Raw genomic sequence first — 19,429 nt, 5'->3', positions numbered from 1 at the left:
GGGAACTAGGCTGGCACCTGTGAGTGAAACTACCAAACCGGCCCCCTTTCCGTCCGAAACAGCCGTCCTCCAGGACGACGCAGCCCTGCAGGATGACGCTGCCCTGCAGGATGTGACGGTTCCACCGCCAGCCGGCGGATCGGTTTCAGCCACGGAAGCTCCCGTCGTTCCCCTGACGGACCAGCCGCGCCTCCTGGTGCTGGACGGGCACTCCATGGCCTTCCGCGCGTTCTTCGCCCTCCCGGCGGACAAGTTCTCCACCGCCAACGGGCAGCACACCAACGCGATCCACGGATTCACGTCCATGCTCATCAACCTGATCAAGGAACAGAAGCCCACCCACATCGCCGTAGCCTTCGATGTCTCGGACGAGACAACGCACCGCAAGGCCGAGTACAGCGATTACAAGGGCGGCCGCAACGAGACGCCCCGCGAGATGAGCGGCCAGATCGACCTCATCGACAAGGTCATGGGCGCATGGGGCATCAAGACCATCAAGATGCCCGGCTACGAAGCGGACGACATCCTGGCAACGCTCGCATCCATGGGAGGGAAGGCAGGCTATGAGGTACTGCTCGTCACGGGCGACCGCGACGCGTTCCAGCTCATCACCGACAACGTCTTTGTGCTCTATCCCCGGAAGGGGGTCAGCGATATTCCCCGGCTGGACGCTGCTGCCATCCAGGAGAAGTATTTTGTGACACCGCCGCAGTACTCCGATCTTGCCGCGCTGGTGGGGGAGTCGGCGGACAATCTCCCAGGCATCCCGGGGGTGGGGCCGAAGACGGCAGCCAAATGGATCAACCTCTACGGCGGGCTCGAAGGAGTCCTGGAAAACGTCGACGCGATCGGCGGCAAGGTTGGGGATGCCCTCCGCGAAAGCGTCGAGGACGTCAAGCGCAACCGGCGGCTGAACAGGCTGCACACCGATCTTGAGCTCCCGGTAACCCTCGACGACCTTGCGGAACCTCGTCCGGACCAGGCCGCCCTGGAGCAGCTGTTCGACGAGCTGGAATTCAAGACCATCCGTACCCGCCTCTTCGCCCTCTACGGCAGCGACGAAGTGGAGTCCGCTGAGCGGGAGACCATAGACGTACCGGACTACGTGACGCCCTCCGGTTCAGCCGAACTGAGCGCGTTCCTTGAGGCAGGAGCCGGGCAGCGTTCCGCCGTCGCCGTTGACCTGGTGCCCGGCAGGATCGGCGAAGACGCCGCCGCGGTGGCCATCGTCCGTGACGGCGCCGCCGTCTATATCGACCTCGCCGCCCAGGACGCCGCAGCCGAGAACGTCCTGGCGGACTGGCTGCGGGACGGGCAGGCCCCGAAGGTCCTGCATGGCTACAAGGCTGCCCTGAAGGCCCTGTCCAGCCGTGGCCTGGCCCTGGAAGGGGTGGTGGACGACACCTCAGTTTCCGGGTACCTCATCCAGCCGGACCGCCGCACGTACGAACTCGCCGAGCTGGCCCAGCACCACCTCAATATCAGCATCTCCTCCGAGACCGCGAAGGCCGGCCAGCTCGAGCTGTCGTTCGACGGCGACGACGCCGCCGCTGCCGGGGCACTGGTCCAGGCGGCCGCTGTGGTCCAGGCCCTGAGCCGTTTCTTCGAATCGGAACTGGCGGAACGCAAGGCCGCGGACCTGCTCTCCACCCTGGAGCTTCCGGTCAGCCGGGTGCTTGCAGACATGGAACTGGCCGGAATCGCGATCGACATGCCACGCCTGGACGAGCAGCTGGCCGATCTCGCTAAGGTCATTGACAATGCTCAGGAGCTCGCCTTCGCCGCGATCGGCCACGAGGTGAACCTGGGTTCGCCCAAGCAGCTGCAGACAGTCCTATTCGACGAACTCCAGCTGCCCAAGACGAAAAAGATCAAATCAGGCTACACCACCGACGCGGCGTCGTTGAAGAACCTGCTGGAAAAGACGGGACACGAATTCCTGGTTCAGTTGATGGCGCACCGGGAATCCTCGAAGCTGCGCCAGATGCTTGAGACGCTCAAGAAATCCGTAACCGAAGACGGCCGGATCCACACCACCTACGCCCAGAACGTTGCTGCCACGGGCCGTATCTCCTCGAACAACCCCAACCTGCAAAACATCCCCATCCGCAGCGAGGAAGGCCGGCGTGTGCGCGGCATCTTTGTGGTCAGTGACGGTTATGAGTGCCTGCTGTCCGCTGACTACTCGCAGATCGAAATGCGGATCATGGCTCACCTCTCGGGGGACGCGGGACTGATCCAGGCGTACAAGGAGGGGGAGGACCTCCACCGCTTCGTGGGCTCCAACATTTTCCATGTGCCTACCGAGGAGGTCACCAGCGCCATGAGGTCCAAGGTCAAGGCGATGTCCTATGGCCTGGCCTACGGCCTGACGTCCTTCGGGCTCTCGAAGCAGCTGGAGATCTCGGTGGACGAGGCCCGGACCCTGATGAAGGACTACTTCGACAGGTTCGGCGCTGTCCGCGATTACCTGCGCGGCGTAGTGGACCAGGCACGCGTTGACGGCTACACGGCCACCATCGAGGGCCGCCGCCGCTACCTCCCGGACCTCACCAGCACCGACCGCCAGCTTCGCGAAAACGCGGAGCGCATCGCCTTGAATTCGCCTATCCAGGGTTCCGCGGCGGACATCATCAAGCGGGCCATGCTTGGCGTGCATCATGAGCTGCAGGTCCAGGGACTGAAGTCACGGATGCTCCTGCAGGTGCATGACGAGCTGGTGCTTGAAGTGGCCACCGGAGAGCGGGAAGCCGTGGAAAGGCTCGTGACCGAACAGATGGGCTCGGCTGCGGACCTCAGTGTGCCCCTGGACGTCCAGATCGGCGTCGGCACCACGTGGTACGACGCCGGCCACTAGGCCTGGTGGAACAAGGCGGAATGGATAGGGTTGGCTGGTGAACAACCCTCGAACCCTGGACATCGTATCCCTGCCTTTCCCCCTGGTCGGCGAAGGGCCGCCATCGAAGACCAGTCCGCTCCTTGACGGGAAGCGGCTGGTCCTGACCGCTGACGCCGGGGCCGATATGTTCCTTGACCCGGTCGGGGCGCCAGGCACGGCCGATGCAGAGCGGTTTGTTGCACCCATCAGCGGCGACTTCCGGCTGAGCGCCTTCGTGAGCCCCGTGTTTGTCAGCGACTTCGACTCCGGAGTGCTGATTGGCTATGTCGACCCGGATAACTGGTTCAAACTCTGTGCCGAGCTGGATCCAAGTGGAACAACGCGGGTGGTCTCAGTGGTCACCAGGGACGGCAAATCAGACGATTGCGACAGTTGGCCGATCGACGGTTCGGGCACGTACTTGCGGATCTCCCGCCTGGGCCCGGCCTTCGCCCTGCACGCCTCAACCGACGGCGAACGCTGGAACATGGTCCGTTATTTCGCCTTGGGTGATCCGGCCCCGGAAACAGTGAAAATAGGATTTGTGGCCCAGTCTCCGTCGGGGGATGGAACGACGGCGACATTCAGCAACATCGCTTTCGACACGAAGACGCTGACCGAGGTCAGGGACGGCTCCTAGGCGCCGCTGGGGTCAGGCCGGTGGCCGATACCGGCCACCGGCCTGACCCCACCCTGCGGGACTCTGCGCGGGCTACAGATCCTCGGCAATGCGCTTGATCGCTGCCAGTCGCCGATCCCACTCGGCGCCGATGCGGTCCAGCTTTCTCGCGGTCTCGCTCAACTGCGCGCCGAGCACCCGGTAACGCAGCTCGCGGCCAACCCGTAAGGATTCGACGAGTCCGGCCCCCTGCAACACTGTGAGGTGCTTGGCGATTGCCTGGCGGGTGACCGGGAACCGGGCCGCGAGGGCCGACGCCGAAGCGTCGCCCTCGCCGAGCGCCGCCAGGATGTTCCACCGGGTCTCGTCGCCGAGCGCGGCAAATACCGGAACGAGGGTGCCGGTTGTGGTCACGACCCTCCCTCGAGGTACGCGGCCAGCTCGTCCAATTCCGAGTCCCAGCCCCCGCGGTGGCTCTCCATGCTGCCGGTTGGGTCCGCAAGGGCGCCGAAGCCAGCTTCAACGACTGTGAGCTGTGTGCCGCCGTCGACGGCTTCCAGGGTGAACCTGAACACCGTCGAGTGCTCGGGGTCCAGCTGGCTGGGATCATCCACGTTGTTCAACTCATTGCTCCACCGGTAGGCGATCATCCGCGGCGGATCGAGCTCCTCGATCCGCACCGGGACATCGCCGTAGCCCTCGAAGGAGAAAAGGCCGCGGCCACCGACCGCTACCTCGTCGAGCTCAGCCCCCTGACCGAACCATTGCGCGATGTGCTTGGGCTCCGTAACAGCGGCCCAGACTTTTTCGATGGGTGCCGCGACACTAATGGTGCGCTTCACGACGAATTCGCCGATGTCGACGACGGAGGGCTGGTTTGCGGTAGTTGTCATTGTCATCTTTCCCTTCAGTTTGAATGGTGCAACTTCATGGTTGCATGCGATCGCTCAGAATGCAACCAATGAGTTGCAGTTGGATGCAGCACGTCCCACCCGCAAGATGGGTCCGCGCTGGCCATCCCTGCCGCGCATTGGCTAGGCTCAGCGGTGTGGATGATCTGAGTGGGGACTACGAAATCCGGCGCTTCGGCGCGGTATCAATGGGCGAACCGGGCTATGCGGAGGCCGAATCGTGGCTCAAGGCCGTTGCCTTCGGCTTCCACGAATCCACACGGACTCCTGAGCATGTAGCAAAATCCCTTGACACCTACAGCGCAGACCGTCGCATGTTTACCGGTGCCTACCAGACCCGTGAAGTGGCCGCGGGATCGCTGCCGTCCGCCGTGCCCGTCGCCACCTTCGGCACGCTGCGCAAGACCCTTAACATCGGATTCGGGCGAATGCTGGAAGCCCAGCTGGTCACCGCCGTGACTGTACGCACCCCCCACCGACGCAGGGGTTTGCTGCGGCGCATGATGTCCGAGGACCTGCAACTGGCCCGCAAGGACGGTCTGGCGATGGCTGCCCTGACCGCATCGGAAGGAACAATTTACGGACGGTTCGGCTACGGCGTGGCAAGCTTTGAACGCACCGTGAAGGTAGACACCACGGCCCGGTTCGGCATCAGCCACGCGGCAGTGGGTACCGTGGACATCGCCGAGCCCAAGGTGCTGCTGGACCTGGCCCCGGACATCTTCGACCGGGTGCACCGGCAGACCCCTGGCTCCATCGGGCGGCAGGAGTGGTACCGCCAGGTGGCGTCAGGTTCCCTCGGGCGGGACGGCAAGGAAGATCCCGCCGTCAAGGTGGCTTTGCACTACGGGCCGGATGGGGACGTCGACGGGTATGTGTCCTACAAGTTCCTCGGCTGGGACACCACGCCCTACACCGTCCAGGTGGTGGACCTGGTAGCCGCCACCAATGAGGCCTACCTGGAGCTCTGGCAGTTCCTGGGGGCCATTGACCTCGTCGAGCGCGTGACCTGGGAGGAGGCGCCGCTGGATGACCCGCTCACCTGGGCGCTCGGGGACCCCCGCTGCATCGACTCCTCCGACAGCAGGGACATGCTGTGGCTGCGTATCCTGGATGTCCCAAAGGCCCTGCAGGCAAGGCATTATCCAGTGGACGGACGGCTGGTCCTGGAAGTGCTCGATCCGCTCGACCTGACAGCTGGAACGTTTGCCCTGGAAGTCAGCGGCGGCAAGGCCGTCGTGACGGAGACGCCGCAGGGGAAGGCGGACCTGACCCTGGACGTCTCGGCGCTGTCATCGATCTACCTGGGCGCCGTCTGTCCCGTAACCCTCACGGCAGCCGGCCGGATCCGTGAGAACTTCCACGGTGCGGCGTTCAAGGCACGGCAGATGTTTGCGGTGGAGCGGCCCACCCATTGCCTTACCCACTTCTGAGCAGGCGCTTTTGACCGACGTTGGCCGCTGCGACTAGAATAAACGGGCGTGTACTACGTGCACGTTTCTCTGCAGTTAGAGAAACACTAATCCACAAAATCAGGATGACCCGGCACATCCGCGCGGTGTGCCGATGCCCGTGCCTGCGTTCCATAACGCGGGCATGGTGGTTTTACCTGACCGACTAACTATCCACAACGGAGCCCCTACTACATGACCATCACCTCCACCGAGAAGCCCGGTACCCCCGTAGTCGCCATTAACGACATCGGTACCGCTGAGGACTTCCTCGCAGCAGTCGACGCCACCATCAAGTACTTCAACGACGGAGACCTCGTCGAAGGTACCGTCGTCAAGGTCGACCGCGATGAAGTTCTGCTCGACATCGGTTACAAGACCGAAGGTGTCATCCCCTCCCGCGAGCTTTCCATCAAGCACGACGTTGATCCCGGAGACGTCGTCTCCGTTGGCGATCAGGTCGAAGCCCTGGTGCTCACCAAGGAAGACAAAGAAGGCCGCCTGATCCTCTCCAAGAAGCGTGCTCAGTACGAGCGCGCCTGGGGCGACATCGAGAAGGTCAAGGAAGAAGACGGTGTCGTCACCGGTACCGTCATCGAGGTTGTCAAGGGTGGTCTTATCCTCGACATCGGTCTGCGCGGCTTCCTGCCCGCATCCCTCGTCGAGATGCGCCGTGTGCGCGACCTTGCTCCGTACATCGGTCAGCAGATCGAAGCCAAGATCATCGAGCTGGACAAGAACCGCAACAACGTTGTGCTGTCCCGCCGTGCCTGGCTCGAGCAGACCCAGTCCGAGGTCCGCTCCACGTTCCTCAACAAGCTGGAAAAGGGCCAGGTCCGTCCCGGCGTCGTTTCCTCCATCGTCAACTTTGGTGCCTTCGTGGACCTGGGCGGCGTAGACGGCCTGGTCCACGTTTCCGAGCTGTCCTGGAAGCACATCGACCACCCGTCCGAGGTCGTCGAAGTCGGCCAGGAAGTCACCGTCGAGGTTCTCGAGGTCGACCTGGACCGCGAGCGTGTCTCCCTGTCGCTCAAGGCTACGCAGGAAGACCCGTGGCAGACCTTCGCCCGCACCCACGCCCTCGGGCAGGTTGTTCCGGGTAAGGTCACCAAGCTCGTTCCGTTCGGTGCGTTCGTTCGCGTCGAAGACGGCATCGAAGGCCTGGTCCACATCTCCGAGCTCGCCGTGCGCCACGTTGAGCTGGCCGAGCAGGTTGTCTCCGTTGGTGACGAGCTGTTCGTCAAGGTCATCGACATCGACCTCGAACGCCGCCGTATTTCGCTGTCCCTCAAGCAGGCCAACGAGGGTGTCGACGCCGAGAGCACCGAATTCGATCCGGCTCTCTACGGCATGGCCGCTGAGTACGACGAAGAAGGCAACTACAAGTACCCGGAGGGCTTCGACCCGGAGTCCAACGAGTGGCTTGAAGGCTACGAGAACCAGCGTGCAGCCTGGGAGCAGCAGTACGCTGACGCCCAGACCCGCTGGGAAGCACACAAGAAGCAGGTTACCCAGCACGCTGCCGACGACGCTGCAGCTGCAACGTCCGGTGACAGCGATTCCGGCACCACAAGCTACTCCTCCGAGCCGGCTGCTGCCGAGACCGGTGCAGGCACGCTTGCTTCGGACGAGGCTCTTGCAGCACTGCGTGAGAAGCTGACCGGCGCTTAGTCGCCATTGGCCCGGCTTCCGGGCCAACACAACGGGTCCCTGCGAAAGCAGGGGCCCGTTGTGCTTAACGCCAGGCCCACTGGACGGAAATGCGTAATTTATAGCCCGAGTAGCTGGGGCCAGCCCTGGTATTCCGGGCTGTGCACACTGGGTGGGCCGCTAAAGTTACGCAATCCGGTCTGGCTGGCCGCTAAAGGTCGACGCCGGCCCTAACGGTGCCGTCGCCCTCGAACATCAGGACGGCACCCACCGAAGCCAGGATGCCCCGGGCGCCAAGATTCCCCGCCATGGTGCTGGCCACCACCCGCTCCATGCCTGCACCGCGTGCCTCCTCCAGGACAAGGCGCAAAGCGGCGGTCCCGACTCCACGTCCGCGGTGGTGCCGTCCCAGCCAGATGCCCGTCTCTGCGGAGGCTTCCCCTGCATTATCTGGCGAAGCGGTGCGTTTGAGCCGGATGGACCCGGCAACCTTGCCGTCGCACAAGACGGCCCAGCTTTTCTCCTGTGCCGGACCGTCAAGGCCCACAGCGGCGCGGTGGTATGCGTAGAACCAGGCAGTGCGTTCCGCGTCCCACCCTGGCCCGGTGCCCAACGGCGGGGTCACCTCGTCAGGGGACGCATCCTCAACGGCCAGGACCAGCAGCTGCTCCAGGATGGCCTCATTGACATCCACAAGCGCGACATCAGGGGAGGGGGACATCGATCCACTCCGTTCCACCAAGCGTGAGGTGTGCGCTTCCGGACGTAAAGGCCAACAGGCGTTCGGTGGCAGCGGAGATGTCCGCCGGATCGTCGGGCAGTGCCAGGCGCAGGACAGTTTCATGGGCGTCATAGCCCGTTTCCGCCATAACAAATCCGGCCGCCCTCAGGTCGTTTTCCAAACGTCCCGCGGCAGCATGGGGGACCGCCGCCGAACAGATCCGCAGGCGACGGCGCCGGACCAGAGGTGCGAGATCCAACGCCGAGGAGACAGATTCGGAATAGGCGCGCACCAGCCCTCCGGCACCGAGCAGGATTCCGCCGAAGTAACGGACGACGACGGCGCTGGCGTCACTGAGGTCCGTCATCCCGGGCGCCGTTTCCCTTTTCAGGAGGGCCTCCAGCATAGGTATGCCCGCCGTGCCGGAGGGTTCGCCGTCGTCGTTGGAACGATGGATGTCCCGGTCCGGCCCCAGGACAAAGGCCGAACAGTGGTGGCGCGCATCGTGGAACTCGCGGCGCAGCCCGGCCACGAGTTCCCGGGCGGAATCCTCGCTCTCTGCCCGGCGCAGGACAGTGATGAACCTCGACCGTTTGATCTCGATCTCATGGCGAAAGTCCGGACCCACGGCAAGTGTGGTGTAGGCCGTCGTCCTGCTGTCCTGGTCCTCCGCCGAATCTGCCACCGGTTCAGTTTAGGCTGGTGGGGTGCTGAAAATCGGTTTGACGGGCGGCATCGCCTCAGGGAAGTCAGTGGTTGCCTCACGGCTTGCCGGGCTCGGTGCGGTCGTGGTGGATGCTGATGCGCTGGCCCGGGAAGTTGTCGAGCCGGGCACGCCGGGGCTGGCCGGCGTCGTCGAAGCCTTCGGCAGCGACATGCTGGATGGCAATGGCAGGCTGGATCGGGCAAAGCTTGGTTCCGTTGTTTTCGGTGACCCGTCGCGCCTGGCTGTGCTGAACGGGATCATTCATCCGCTGGTCCGCGAAGCCGCGGCCGGCATCATCGCTTCCTCGGCAGAGGGGGCCATCGTGGTCCAGGATATTCCGCTTCTCGTGGAGACAGGCCAGGGCAGCAACTTCCACCTGGTGCTCGTCGTCGATGCCCCGGACAATCTACGGATCAAGCGGATGCTGGAGTCCCGTGGGATGTCCGCGGATGAGGCCCGGTCCCGTATGGCGGCGCAGGCCTCCCGCGAAGCCAGGCTGGCAGCCGCCGACGCGGTCCTGGAGAATTCCGGTACCCTGGACCAGCTTGTGAAGCAGGTGGACCTGCTGTGGACGGAACGCCTGGTGCCGTTCGCCGGGAACCTTGAAGCCGGCGTGGCAGCGGCCAGGACCGGCCCGGTGCTCAAGCCGGCGCGACCCGAGTGGCCGCACCAAGCCCGCCGGCTGATGGACCGGATCCGGGCATCCCTCCAGGGTGCCGGCGAAGGCGTGCTCCTCGGCCTGGACCATATCGGATCAACCTCCGTACCAGGCCTTGATGCGACGGACATCATTGACCTGCAGCTGACGGTCCGGGACGTGGCCGCCGCTGAAGGGCTTGAAACTGCCCTGGGCTCCGCCGGGTTCCCCCGTGTCCCGGGCATCACCTCAGATGTGCCGAAGGCGTCCCATCCGGACGGCGCCGGCTGGGTCAAGCGGTTCCATGCCAGCGCGGATCCGGGCCGGCCCGTCAACCTCCACGTCCGGACAGCGGGTTCGCCGGGATGGCGGTTCGCTCTCTGCCTCCGGGACTGGCTCCGTGCTGAACCGGCCGCCCGGGGGGACTACCTCGCGCTGAAACGCCACCTTGCCGAACTGCACTCGCACGAGACTTCCACGGCAGGGTATGCAGCGGACAAGGAGCCCTGGTTCGCGGCAGCCGAAGAACCCATGGAACTGTGGGCCGCCCGCTCGGGGTGGTCGCCGCCGTCGTACGAATCCTGACCCGTCGTGACTGCAGCCCGGCCCACCGGATGGAGACTCTTACTGTCGGCCCGCGGTTGTAGATTAGATTCATGAGCCTTGCACAGGAGATCAACCGCGTTGTAGCTCCCTTCGAAGTCATCAGCGAATTTCAGCCGGCCGGTGACCAGCCGGCCGCCATCGCGGAGCTGACGGAGCGCATCAGGAACGGTGAAAAGGACGTGGTCCTGCTGGGTGCCACCGGTACCGGTAAGAGCGCCACGACGGCCTGGCTCATTGAACAGGTCCAGCGGCCCACTCTGGTTATGGTGCAGAACAAGACGCTCGCCGCCCAGCTCGCCAACGAATTCCGCGAGTTGCTGCCCAACAACGCGGTGGAATACTTCGTCTCCTACTACGACTACTACCAGCCTGAAGCCTACGTTCCGCAGACGGACACCTTCATTGAGAAGGACTCCTCCGTCAATGAGGAAGTGGAAAGGCTCCGCCACTCGGCCACCAACGCCCTCCTGACCCGGAGGGACGTGATCGTGGTGGCCACCGTATCCTGCATCTACGGACTGGGTACACCGGAAGAGTACATTGCCGGCATGGTCACGCTCCGCAAGGGTCAGCAGATGGACCGGGACCGTCTCCTGCGCAAGTTTGTCTCCATGCAGTACACCCGGAATGACATGGACTTCCACCGCGGCACCTTCCGGGTCCGCGGCGACACCGTGGAGATCATCCCCATGTACGAGGAACTCGCCCTGCGCATCGAGTTCTTCGGGGACGAAGTGGAGAACATCTACACCCTGCATCCGGTCACCGGTGAGATCCTTCGGGAGGAGACCGAGATGTACGTCTTCCCTGCGTCGCATTACGTGGCGGGGCCGGAACGGATGGGACGCGCCATCACGGCGATCGAAGACGAGCTGGCCGAACGTCTGGCCATGCTGGAGGGCCAGAACAAGCTGGTGGAAGCCCAGCGCCTGCGGATGCGCACCACCTATGACCTTGAGATGATGCAGCAGATGGGTTTCTGCAACGGCATCGAGAACTACTCACGGCACATTGACGGCCGTGCCGGCGGCACCGCCCCGCACTGCCTTATCGACTACTTTCCGGACGACTTCCTGCTGGTCATCGACGAATCCCACGTCACTGTGCCGCAGATCGGGGCCATGTACGAAGGTGACATGTCCCGCAAGCGGACCCTGGTGGACCACGGCTTCCGTCTTCCCTCCGCCATGGACAACCGACCGCTCAAATGGGACGAGTTCCTGGAGCGCGTCGGCCAGACGGTCTACCTGTCCGCTACGCCGGGCAAGTATGAACTTGGCAAGGCGGACGGCTTCGTCCAGCAGATCATTCGTCCCACGGGCCTCATCGATCCGGAAGTGGTGGTCAAACCGACCAAGGGCCAGATCGATGACCTCCTCGGGGAGATCAGGACCCGCGTTGAAAAGGACGAAAGGGTCCTGGTCACCACCCTGACCAAGCGCATGGCCGAGGACCTCACGGACTACCTCCTGGGCCATGGCATCAAGGTGGAGTACCTGCATTCGGATGTGGACACGCTGCGGCGCGTGGAATTGCTCCGCGAACTCCGGATGGGCAGCTTCGATGTGCTGGTTGGCATCAACCTGCTCCGGGAAGGCCTGGACTTGCCGGAAGTCTCACTGGTCAGCATCCTTGATGCCGATAAGGAAGGTTTCCTGCGCTCGGCCACGTCGCTGATCCAGACCATCGGACGTGCGGCCCGCAACGTGTCGGGACAGGTCCACATGTACGCTGACCGCATCACCGACTCCATGGCCAAGGCCATCGACGAAACGAACCGGCGCCGAGTCATCCAGGTCGCGTACAACACCGAAAACGGGGTGGATCCGCAGCCGCTCCGGAAGAAGATCGCGGACATCACGGACCAGCTCGCCAGGGAGGACGCCGACACCCAGGAGCTACTCAACAACAACAGGCTTGCGAAGGGAGCCAAGCGGGGGAAGTCCGGCGCGAAGGGTGCCGCCCAGGTCAGGGCGGACGGCCTCGCGGCGGCGCCTGCTGAGGACCTCGTGGGCCTCATTGAGCAGCTGACCGAACAGATGCATGGTGCGGCCGCGGAACTCCAGTTCGAGGTGGCTGCTAGGATCCGTGATGAAGTGAGCGAACTCAAGAAGGAACTCCGCCAGATGCAGGCAGCCGGACACGCCTGACCGGGTCCACAGAGAATGGCGTGCGGCGCGCACCGCTGCTGCTGGGGTACAGTTAATGTCACGTAGGGGAGTATCCCGAGCGCTACGATCGTCAACACGCCAGGCATGGTTGCCTGGCCGGGCGTAGCGGGCCACCACTTCAGCACCAAGTGCACAGGCTGGCCGGAGAGACTTACACCGCTTCTCTGTACCCTGCGAAAGGCTTTCCTGTGCTCGAACTTCCCCTGTGGTTCGAGGTCGGCTCGTTCGTCGTCCTCGGCATCATCCTCGCTCTTGACCTGCTCCTGGTGCTCCGCCGCCCGCATGAACCTTCCATGAAGGAGGCCGGCCTGTGGGTCGCCTTCTACGTGACCCTGGCCCTGGTCTTCGCCGGGGCGATGTTCCTGTTCACCGGCCCGGAGTACGGCGGCCAGTTCATTGCCGGCTGGGTCACCGAATACAGCCTGAGCATCGACAACCTCTTCGTCTTCATCATCATCATGGCCCGCTTCTCGGTACCGCGTAAGTACCAGCAGGAAGTGCTCATGGTGGGTATCGTCATCGCGCTCATCCTGCGCGGCATCTTCATCATGCTGGGCGCCATCGTCATCGAACAGTTCAGCTGGGTCTTCTACATCTTCGGCGCCTTCCTGCTCTGGACCGCCTGGAAGCAGGCACAGGATGAGGGCGAAGACGAAGAGGACAAAGAAAACCCAATCATCGAGAAGCTCCGCAAGGTGATTCCAATGTCGGACAAATACGACGGCGGCAAGCTGCGGACCGTGGTGAACGGCAAGAAGGTCTTCACCCCGATGCTCATTGTTTTTGTCACGATCGGCATGACCGACCTGCTGTTCGCCGTAGATTCGATTCCTGCCATCTTCGGCCTGACCCAGAGCGCCTTCATCGTGTTCACCGCCAACATCTTCGCGCTCATGGGTCTCCGCCAGCTGTACTTCCTCCTGGGTGGACTGATGAACCGGCTTGTTTACCTCAAGCACGCACTGTCCGTCATCCTGGCGTTCATCGGTGTGAAGCTGGTCCTGCATGCGATGCACGTCAATGAGCTGCCCTTCATCAACGGCGGCCATCACATCGAGTGGGCTCCGGAGATCCCCACCTACGTTTCCCTCGGCGTGATCATCGGCACCATCATCATCGCCGTGATCGCCAGCCTGGCCAGCTCCAAGGCGCAGGAGTCCAAACTCGATCCACGCCTTGAGGAAGACGCCAAGAAGAGTCTCAGCGACGCCGACTAGTCTTTTGGCTATGCTCGGAGCGTGACTTCCTTTACCACTACGGCGCTGGACCCCCAGAGGGTCCAGCGCCGTACTGTCTTAATCCTCAGCCTTGCGCAACTCCTCAGCGGGATGGGCAGCGGCGCCAGTCTTTCCGTGGGGTCCCTCCTCGCGGTCCAGCTCTCGGGCTCCAACGCCTGGGCCGGTTCTGTCACTACCACCATGACCTTGGCCACCGCGGTTGCGGCGATGCCGCTGGCCGGTCTCGCCGAACGGCGCGGCCGCAGGGTGGGCCTGGTCACGGGGGTGCTGTCAGGCATGCTCGGCGCAGTCCTGGTGATCGCGGCAACCGTCTCCGCATTGTTTCCAGTGCTCCTGGCGGGGGCCGCCCTCCTGGGGCTCGGCACAGCTGCCAACCTCCAGGCGCGGTTTGCGGCCGTGGACCTGGCGGAGCCGGAGCACCGGGGCAGGTCCCTTTCCATCGTGGTCTGGGCCGTCACCGCCGGAGCCGTTGCCGGCCCGAACCTGATCAGGCCTGGCGCGGCAGTAGGGGAAGCCCTGGGCCTGCCCGCCATCGCGGGCCCCTTCATTTTCTCGGTAGCGGGACTCGCTCTCGCGGCCCTCCTGCTGCTGATCGGCCTCCGCCCCGACCCGCTGCTCCATGCCGTCGCCATCCGGCAGGCCCACGCCGGGAGCAGTGACGCGCCCATTCTGCCGGGTCCTCGCCGGCGCTCCCTCCGCCGGGGCCTGGCAGCCATCCGGTCATCCCCGGGGGCAGGCCTGGCCCTGCTGGGCATCGTCACGGCGCATGCCTGCATGGCCGCTGTCATGTCCATGACCCCACTGCACCTGCAGCTCCTGAGCGAGGGCCCGCTGACTGCCGATGGGACAGGCCATACCCATATGGCCAGCACGGACGTTTTTGTGCTGATAGGTTTCACGATCTCGCTGCATATTGCCGGGATGTATGCGCTCTCCCCGGTGATGGGCTGGCTCACGGACAGGGCAGGCAGAACCCTCACCATGATCCTGGGGCACGGGCTCATCCTGGCGGCGGCGTGCTGTGCGGGATTCGGCGCTGCACACTCTGCACTGGTCACCACCGGACTGGTGCTGCTGGGTCTCGGCTGGTCTGCCGCCACCATTTCGGGTTCCACCTTGCTGGCGGAGAGCGTGGGTGCGGACCACCGTGTGCTGGTCCAGGGTGTCTCGGACACTCTCATGAGCGCCGCCGGCGCGGTGGGCGCCGGCACATCGGGTCTGGTGATGAGCTGGATCGGCTACCAGGGACTGAATATGTTCGCGCTGGCCATCGCTGCCCTGGTGGTGGCTGTGGTCTGGGTTTATACGGCGCCGGTCGAACGCCCGGTCGGCCCGTCAGCCACGGGCTGAACGCACCATGCCCAGCAGCCGGCCAAAGATCGCCTCGCCGTCGTCGGCAATGCCGTCGTGGTGGAAGTCTCCCGTTTCCCACACCTGCAGTCCCCGGACCGCAGCGGCTGTCTCCAGTGAAAGGCTGCGGTCAACGTAAATGTCGTCACTGTAGACGGCCGCGGCCACAGGCACGCTGTTCGCGGCAAGGCGGAGGGAATCGTAGAGCGGCTTCCAATCTGGCTTGGCGGCCAGCAAACTTGCCACTTCCCGCAGCGGACGCAGGGCAGGATCCTGCTGGAAGTACCACGGGTACACCATCTCACCGGTCAGCAGCAGCGGCTCCGCCTCAGGGCGGAACTCCGGGTACTCCCGCAGCACCCGCCAGGCCGCCCAGTCCGTCGCCTCGCCCTGCCCATAGATGGATTCGTGCAACAGTGCGTAGAGCGGATTGGCCTGGCGGGACACGATTCCCTGGACCTGTTCCAGGAAGGCGTCGGAGAGCCTGCAGCCTTGCGGGGTTCGCGTGAAAGCATCTTCCAAGAGATAGTGGAGGCCGTCGACCCTGGTGTTTCCGCCCAGGAACGCACCCACCATCTGGAAGCGCTCCACGGTGAGCTGCGCGCCGTCGGGAAGGAACTCGGGCGTGCACCGCAGGTGGCTGGCGATCCGCTCCACTGTCAGGCGGTCCTCGGGATACCAGCTGAAGTACTCGGCGTTCCGCGCCGCGACGCGCCTGAAGGTGGCCCTGTACACGTCCTCTGGCGGGCGGGAAAGCGGCGCCAATCCGCCAGTAATAAGTGCCTCCCTGAGCCCCTGAGGCGCGAAGGACAGGTAGCTGAGCGCGCAGAACCCGCCGTAACTCTGGCCGTAGATGCTCCAGGGTCCGGAGCCCAATGCCTGGCGGATGAGTTCTGCATCGGCAACGATTGAATCAGCCCGGAAGTGCTCCAGGTACGCGGCCTGCTCCTCGGGGGTGCCACGCAGCGGCAGGGTGTTCCGGTCGATCGGAGAGGAGAGACCGGTTCCGCGCTGGTCAAGCATCAGGATACGGAAGTCTTTGGCTGCAGCCTTGCTCCAGCCGCCCAGTGAAGCAAGCCGGTTGCCGCGGCCGCCCGGGCCGCCCTGGAGGAACAGCAGCCACGGAAGGTCCTCCGCCTCCTCGGGAGTGTGGGAGGCAGACACGTATTCGCGCGCAAAGACGGTGATGGTTTCACCGTCCTGGCCCGCTGCGTCATTGCTGCAGGCCTCGTCCTGACTAAAATGATCCAACGGAACGGTGAAATAGTGCTCCGCCGTGCGCATTCCGCGGAACTCGTGGCGTGCATTGACCGTATGTCCGGGTGGTGCCGGGCGTGCCGCCGTCGTGGGTGCGGCTGATTCAGCCATGGATGACCGCTGGCGCATTGCTGCCAAAGTGTTCCAGCTCCGGGCCCGTCAGCCGGAACGTCGACCAGCCGTCCATCGGGAACGCGCCGAGGTTCCGGTAGAAGTTGATCGACGGCTCGTTCCAGTCCAGGACACTCCACTCGACCCGCGCGTAGCCGTTGTCGACGGCGGTGGCCGCCAGGTGCTGCAGGAGTGCCTTGCCGTGGCCTTCGCCGCGGGCGTCGGGGCTGACGTAGAGGTCCTCCAGGTAGATGCCGTGGACGCCTTCCCAGGTGGAATAGTTCAGGAACCAGAGCGCGAAGCCCTGGACAAGCCCGGCAGTATTTTCCGCCATCGTGGCGAACACCCGCGGGTTCTCGCCGAACAGCGCCTCGGCAAGCCTCTCGGGGGTATTTCGGACGGCGTCCGGTTCCTTTTCGTAGATGGCCAGGTCATGGATCATCTGGAGGATCACAGGAACGTCTTGCGCTGTTGCAGGGCGGATTACACTCATTATCCGAGTTTACAAGCGGCTAGAGCCTGTTGACCTCGGTCACGCGGACCACGGCGGTGCCTGTTTGGTCGGAAGCGGCCAGATCCACTTCCGCCGAGATTCCCCAGTCATGGTTGCGCGCGGGATCGTCAAAGATCTGGCGGACCTTCCACACGCCGGGCTCTTCGGTGATGATCAGCAGCCCTGGCCCGCGGGCGTCAGGTCCGGTGCCGATGTCGTTGTGTTCGTCGAAGTACTCGTCCAGAACGTCCTCCCAGCGGTCGGCGTCCCAGCCGGCGCCGCCGTCGAGCTCTCCCAGCGCGGATGCGTTCTCGTCGGCGAACAGTTCCACGCGGCGGAACATCTCGTTGCGGACCATGACGCGGAAGGCGCGGATGTTGGAGGTCAACGATGGCGGGGGCGGAGGCGGCGCGTCATGCGGCGTGGGCGCGGCGCCGGAAGTCAGCTCCTCCCATTCGTCAAGAAGGCTTGAGTCGACCTGCCGCACCAGCTCACCGAGCCAGGCAATGAGGTCCTCAAGGTCCTCCCGGAGCAGGTCCTGCGGCACCGTCTGGCGGAGCGCCTTGAAGCAGTCAGCAAGGTACCGCAGCACAATCCCTTCGGAGCGGGCCAGGCCGTAGAACTGGACAAATTCGCCGAAGTTCATGGCTCTTTCGTACATGTCCCGGACCACGGACTTCGGGGCCAGCTCGAAGTCGCCCACCCACGGTGCCGCCTTGCGGTAGACCTCGAAGGCTTCGCCCAGGATCTCCGCCAGCGGCTGCGGGTACGTGACCTCCTCCAGCATGGCCATGCGCTGGTCGTACTCGATCCCATCAGCCTTCATCGCCGCGATGGCTTCGCCACGTGCCTTCTTTTGCTGGCCGGAAAGGATCTGCCGGGGCTTCTCAAGCGTTGCCTCGATGACGGACACCACGTCCAGGGCGTACGACGGCGACTCCGGATCAAGCAGATCCAGCGCAGCCAGGGCGAAGGGGGACAGCGGTTGGTTGAGCGCAAAATTGGCCTGCAGGTGGACGGTCAGCCGCACTGTGCGTCCGTCCGGTCCCTGCTGGTCTGCGGGGATGCGTTCCACCACTTCGGCTGCCAGCAGCTCACGGTAGATGCCGAGGGCCTTCTTCATGAGCTGCAACTGCGAGGACCTGGTCTCGTGGTTCTCGGTCAGCAGGCGGCGCGTTGCGGCGAACGGATCACCCGGCCGCTCCATCAGGTTCATCAGCATCGCATGCGTCACGGTGAAACTGGAGCCCAGGGGATCGGGTACCGATTCCACCAGGCGTTTGAACGTGGGCTCGCCCCAGGAGACAAATCCTTCCGGTGGCTTCTTCTTGACCACCTGGCGGAGCTTCTTCTGGTCGTCGCCAAACTTGGCAGTGGCTTTCGCCATGGCCTTAACGTTTTCGATCACATGCTCCGGAGCCTGGACCACGACCGTTCCCGCAGTGTCGTACCCGGCCCGGCCCGCCCTGCCAGCAATCTGGTGGAACTCCCTGGAGTTGAGCAGCCGGGTGCGGACGCCGTCGTACTTGCTGAGGGCTGTGAGCAGCACGGTGCGAATGGGCACATTGATTCCCACACCGAGGGTGTCAGTCCCACAAATGACCTTGAGCAGGCCGGCCTGCGCGAGCTGCTCCACCAGGCGCCGGTACTTCGGGAGCATGCCGGCGTGGTGGACGCCGATACCGTGCCGGACCAGCCTGTTGAGGGTCTTGCCGAAGCCCGCGGCGAAACGGAAGTTGGCGATGAGCTCCGCGATCTTGTCCTTTTCTTCGCGGGTGCAGACGTTGATGCTCATCAGGGTCTGGGCGCGGTCAATGGCCTCGATCTGGCTGAAATGCACGACATAGACGGGGACTTGCTTCGTGGAGAGCAGTTCTTCCAGCGTTTCGTGGACCGGCGTCTGGTGGTAGTAGTAGTGCAGCGGTATGGGCCGCTCGGCCGAACTCACGGTGGTTGTGGGGCGGCCCGTGAGTTCCGTGATCCCGTCCTCAAACCGGCTCACGTCGCCCAGCGTGGCGGACATCAGGAGGAACTGGGCCTGCGGCAGTTCCAGGAGCGGCACCTGCCAGGCCCAGCCACGCTGCGGATCGGAATAGAAATGGAATTCATCCATGATGACTGTGCCAAGGTCGGCGCCTACGCCTTCTCGGAGGGCGATGTTGGCCAGGATCTCGGCCGTGCAGCAGACGATGGGAGCATCCTGGTTGACACCGGAGTCCCCGGTGATCATCCCGACGTTCTCGGCGCCGAAGATCTCGCAGAGCGCAAAGAACTTTTCGGAAACCAGTGCCTTGATTGGGGCTGTGTAGTAGCTGCGCTGGCCCCGGGCCATGGCTTGGAAGTGCGCGGCGATGGCGACGAGCGACTTTCCGGAGCCCGTGGGAGTGGCCAGGATGACGTTTGCGCCGCTCGCGAGCTCAATGATGGCCTCGTCCTGGGCGGCGTACAGCGCCAGCCCCCGGCTTTCGGTCCACTCCAGGAACTGGGTGTACAGCGCGTCCGGGTCGGTGCCGGCGCCTGAAAGGCCTGGTGCGGACATGACAGGCAGCTGGTCAACGAGTTTCATTGATTTCCAGCTTAGTGCCCAACCGGTGCCGGATAACCGTGCATGGCCGGGTTAGGCTTCGCGG

15 protein-coding genes are annotated in these 19,429 nt (G+C 64.2%); 8 read left to right on the top strand and 7 right to left on the bottom strand.

All coding sequences use genetic code 11. The features are described from left to right. Positions 1 to 214: 214 nt before the first annotated feature. The gene (gene polA, locus J7E83_RS17090) at positions 215 to 2,857 is read left to right on the top strand and encodes a DNA polymerase I (protein WP_251044026.1); all 2,643 of its coding nucleotides are present in this window, start codon (positions 215 to 217) and stop codon (positions 2,855 to 2,857) included. 37 nt (positions 2,858 to 2,894) lie between these two features. Next, positions 2,895 to 3,518, top strand: a complete 624-nt coding sequence (locus tag J7E83_RS17085) for a DUF1349 domain-containing protein (protein WP_214964654.1) — start codon at positions 2,895 to 2,897, stop codon at positions 3,516 to 3,518. 72 nt (positions 3,519 to 3,590) lie between these two features. Here the strand turns inward: J7E83_RS17085 and J7E83_RS17080 are convergent, their stop codons facing one another. Further along, positions 3,591 to 3,911 (bottom strand): metalloregulator ArsR/SmtB family transcription factor, encoded by a 321-nt coding sequence (locus J7E83_RS17080; RefSeq protein WP_214964652.1) that lies wholly within the window; start codon positions 3,909 to 3,911, stop codon positions 3,591 to 3,593. Beyond that, the gene (locus J7E83_RS17075; protein WP_214964650.1) at positions 3,908 to 4,390 is read right to left on the bottom strand and encodes an SRPBCC family protein; all 483 of its coding nucleotides are present in this window, start codon (positions 4,388 to 4,390) and stop codon (positions 3,908 to 3,910) included. Before J7E83_RS17075 ends, J7E83_RS17080 begins: the two co-directional genes overlap by 4 nt. A gap of 155 nt (positions 4,391 to 4,545) precedes the next feature. Between J7E83_RS17075 and J7E83_RS17070 the strand changes: the two genes are divergently transcribed. Both J7E83_RS17070 and rpsA read left to right on the top strand, forming a co-directional pair. Then, positions 4,546 to 5,841, top strand: coding sequence for a GNAT family N-acetyltransferase (locus J7E83_RS17070; protein ID WP_311379746.1), 1,296 nt, complete (start codon positions 4,546 to 4,548; stop codon positions 5,839 to 5,841). Positions 5,842 to 6,054: 213 nt separating this feature from the next. Beyond that, positions 6,055 to 7,530 (top strand): 30S ribosomal protein S1, encoded by a 1,476-nt coding sequence (rpsA, locus tag J7E83_RS17065; RefSeq protein WP_214964646.1) that lies wholly within the window; start codon positions 6,055 to 6,057, stop codon positions 7,528 to 7,530. Between the two features lie 190 nt (positions 7,531 to 7,720). Here rpsA and J7E83_RS17060 read toward each other — a convergent pair whose 3' ends face one another. Both J7E83_RS17060 and J7E83_RS17055 read right to left on the bottom strand, forming a co-directional pair. Continuing rightward, positions 7,721 to 8,230, bottom strand: a complete 510-nt coding sequence (locus J7E83_RS17060) for a GNAT family N-acetyltransferase (RefSeq protein WP_214964644.1) — start codon at positions 8,228 to 8,230, stop codon at positions 7,721 to 7,723. Next, positions 8,214 to 8,915: a YigZ family protein gene (locus tag J7E83_RS17055; protein WP_214964642.1), complete on the bottom strand. Its 702-nt coding sequence runs from the start codon at positions 8,913 to 8,915 to the stop codon at positions 8,214 to 8,216. The genes J7E83_RS17060 and J7E83_RS17055 overlap by 17 nt, the downstream gene beginning before the upstream one ends. A gap of 22 nt (positions 8,916 to 8,937) precedes the next feature. Between J7E83_RS17055 and coaE the strand changes: the two genes are divergently transcribed. The 4 genes from coaE (at position 8,938) to J7E83_RS17035 (ending at position 14,938) form a co-directional block, all read left to right on the top strand. Then, positions 8,938 to 10,158 carry a dephospho-CoA kinase gene (gene coaE / locus J7E83_RS17050; RefSeq protein ID WP_214964640.1) on the top strand — a complete coding sequence of 407 codons (1,221 nt, stop codon included), beginning with the start codon at positions 8,938 to 8,940 and terminating at the stop codon, positions 10,156 to 10,158. A gap of 71 nt (positions 10,159 to 10,229) precedes the next feature. After that, positions 10,230 to 12,329, top strand: a complete 2,100-nt coding sequence (gene uvrB / locus J7E83_RS17045) for an excinuclease ABC subunit UvrB (protein WP_214964638.1) — start codon at positions 10,230 to 10,232, stop codon at positions 12,327 to 12,329. A 209-nt stretch (positions 12,330 to 12,538) separates the two neighbouring features. Beyond that, complete coding sequence (locus J7E83_RS17040) at positions 12,539 to 13,567, top strand: TerC family protein (RefSeq protein ID WP_214964636.1); 1,029 nt, start codon at positions 12,539 to 12,541, stop codon at positions 13,565 to 13,567. A 21-nt stretch (positions 13,568 to 13,588) separates the two neighbouring features. Next, complete coding sequence (locus J7E83_RS17035; protein ID WP_214964634.1) at positions 13,589 to 14,938, top strand: MFS transporter; 1,350 nt, start codon at positions 13,589 to 13,591, stop codon at positions 14,936 to 14,938. Here J7E83_RS17035 and J7E83_RS17030 read toward each other — a convergent pair. The 3 genes from J7E83_RS17030 to J7E83_RS17020 are packed head-to-tail and all read right to left on the bottom strand — an operon-like array spanning position 14,924 to position 19,365. After that, entirely contained in the window at positions 14,924 to 16,306 is a 1,383-nt protein-coding gene (locus J7E83_RS17030; RefSeq protein ID WP_214964633.1) for an alpha/beta fold hydrolase, read from the bottom strand. The genes J7E83_RS17035 and J7E83_RS17030 overlap by 15 nt on opposite strands. Beyond that, positions 16,299 to 16,799, bottom strand: coding sequence for a GNAT family N-acetyltransferase (locus J7E83_RS17025; protein WP_214964632.1), 501 nt, complete (start codon positions 16,797 to 16,799; stop codon positions 16,299 to 16,301). Before J7E83_RS17025 ends, J7E83_RS17030 begins: the two co-directional genes overlap by 8 nt. Positions 16,800 to 16,818: 19 nt before the next feature. Next, positions 16,819 to 19,365, bottom strand: coding sequence for an RNA helicase (locus J7E83_RS17020; protein WP_214964631.1), 2,547 nt, complete (start codon positions 19,363 to 19,365; stop codon positions 16,819 to 16,821). Positions 19,366 to 19,429 lie beyond the last annotated feature (64 nt).

The sequence above is a fragment of the Arthrobacter sp. ISL-48 genome (assembly GCF_018613805.1).
Classification (GTDB): Bacteria; Actinomycetota; Actinomycetes; order Actinomycetales; family Micrococcaceae; genus Arthrobacter.
This window is presented reverse-complemented; position numbering and strand designations above follow the sequence as displayed.

Bases quoted from the DNA above. Each gene is read 5' to 3' on its own strand.
- J7E83_RS17030 (WP_214964633.1), bottom strand. From the start codon at position 16,306: ATGGCTGAATCAGCCGCACCCACGACGGCGGCACGCCCGGCACCACCC.
- J7E83_RS17075 (WP_214964650.1), bottom strand. From the start codon at position 4,390: ATGACAACTACCGCAAACCAGCCCTCCGTCGTCGACATCGGCGAATTC.
- J7E83_RS17020 (WP_214964631.1), bottom strand. From the start codon at position 19,365: ATGAAACTCGTTGACCAGCTGCCTGTCATGTCCGCACCAGGCCTTTCA.
- J7E83_RS17025 (WP_214964632.1), bottom strand. From the start codon at position 16,799: ATGAGTGTAATCCGCCCTGCAACAGCGCAAGACGTTCCTGTGATCCTC.
- uvrB (WP_214964638.1), top strand. From the start codon at position 10,230: ATGAGCCTTGCACAGGAGATCAACCGCGTTGTAGCTCCCTTCGAAGTC.
- J7E83_RS17060 (WP_214964644.1), bottom strand. From the start codon at position 8,230: ATGTCCCCCTCCCCTGATGTCGCGCTTGTGGATGTCAATGAGGCCATC.
- polA (WP_251044026.1), top strand. From the start codon at position 215: ATGGCCTTCCGCGCGTTCTTCGCCCTCCCGGCGGACAAGTTCTCCACC.
- rpsA (WP_214964646.1), top strand. From the start codon at position 6,055: ATGACCATCACCTCCACCGAGAAGCCCGGTACCCCCGTAGTCGCCATT.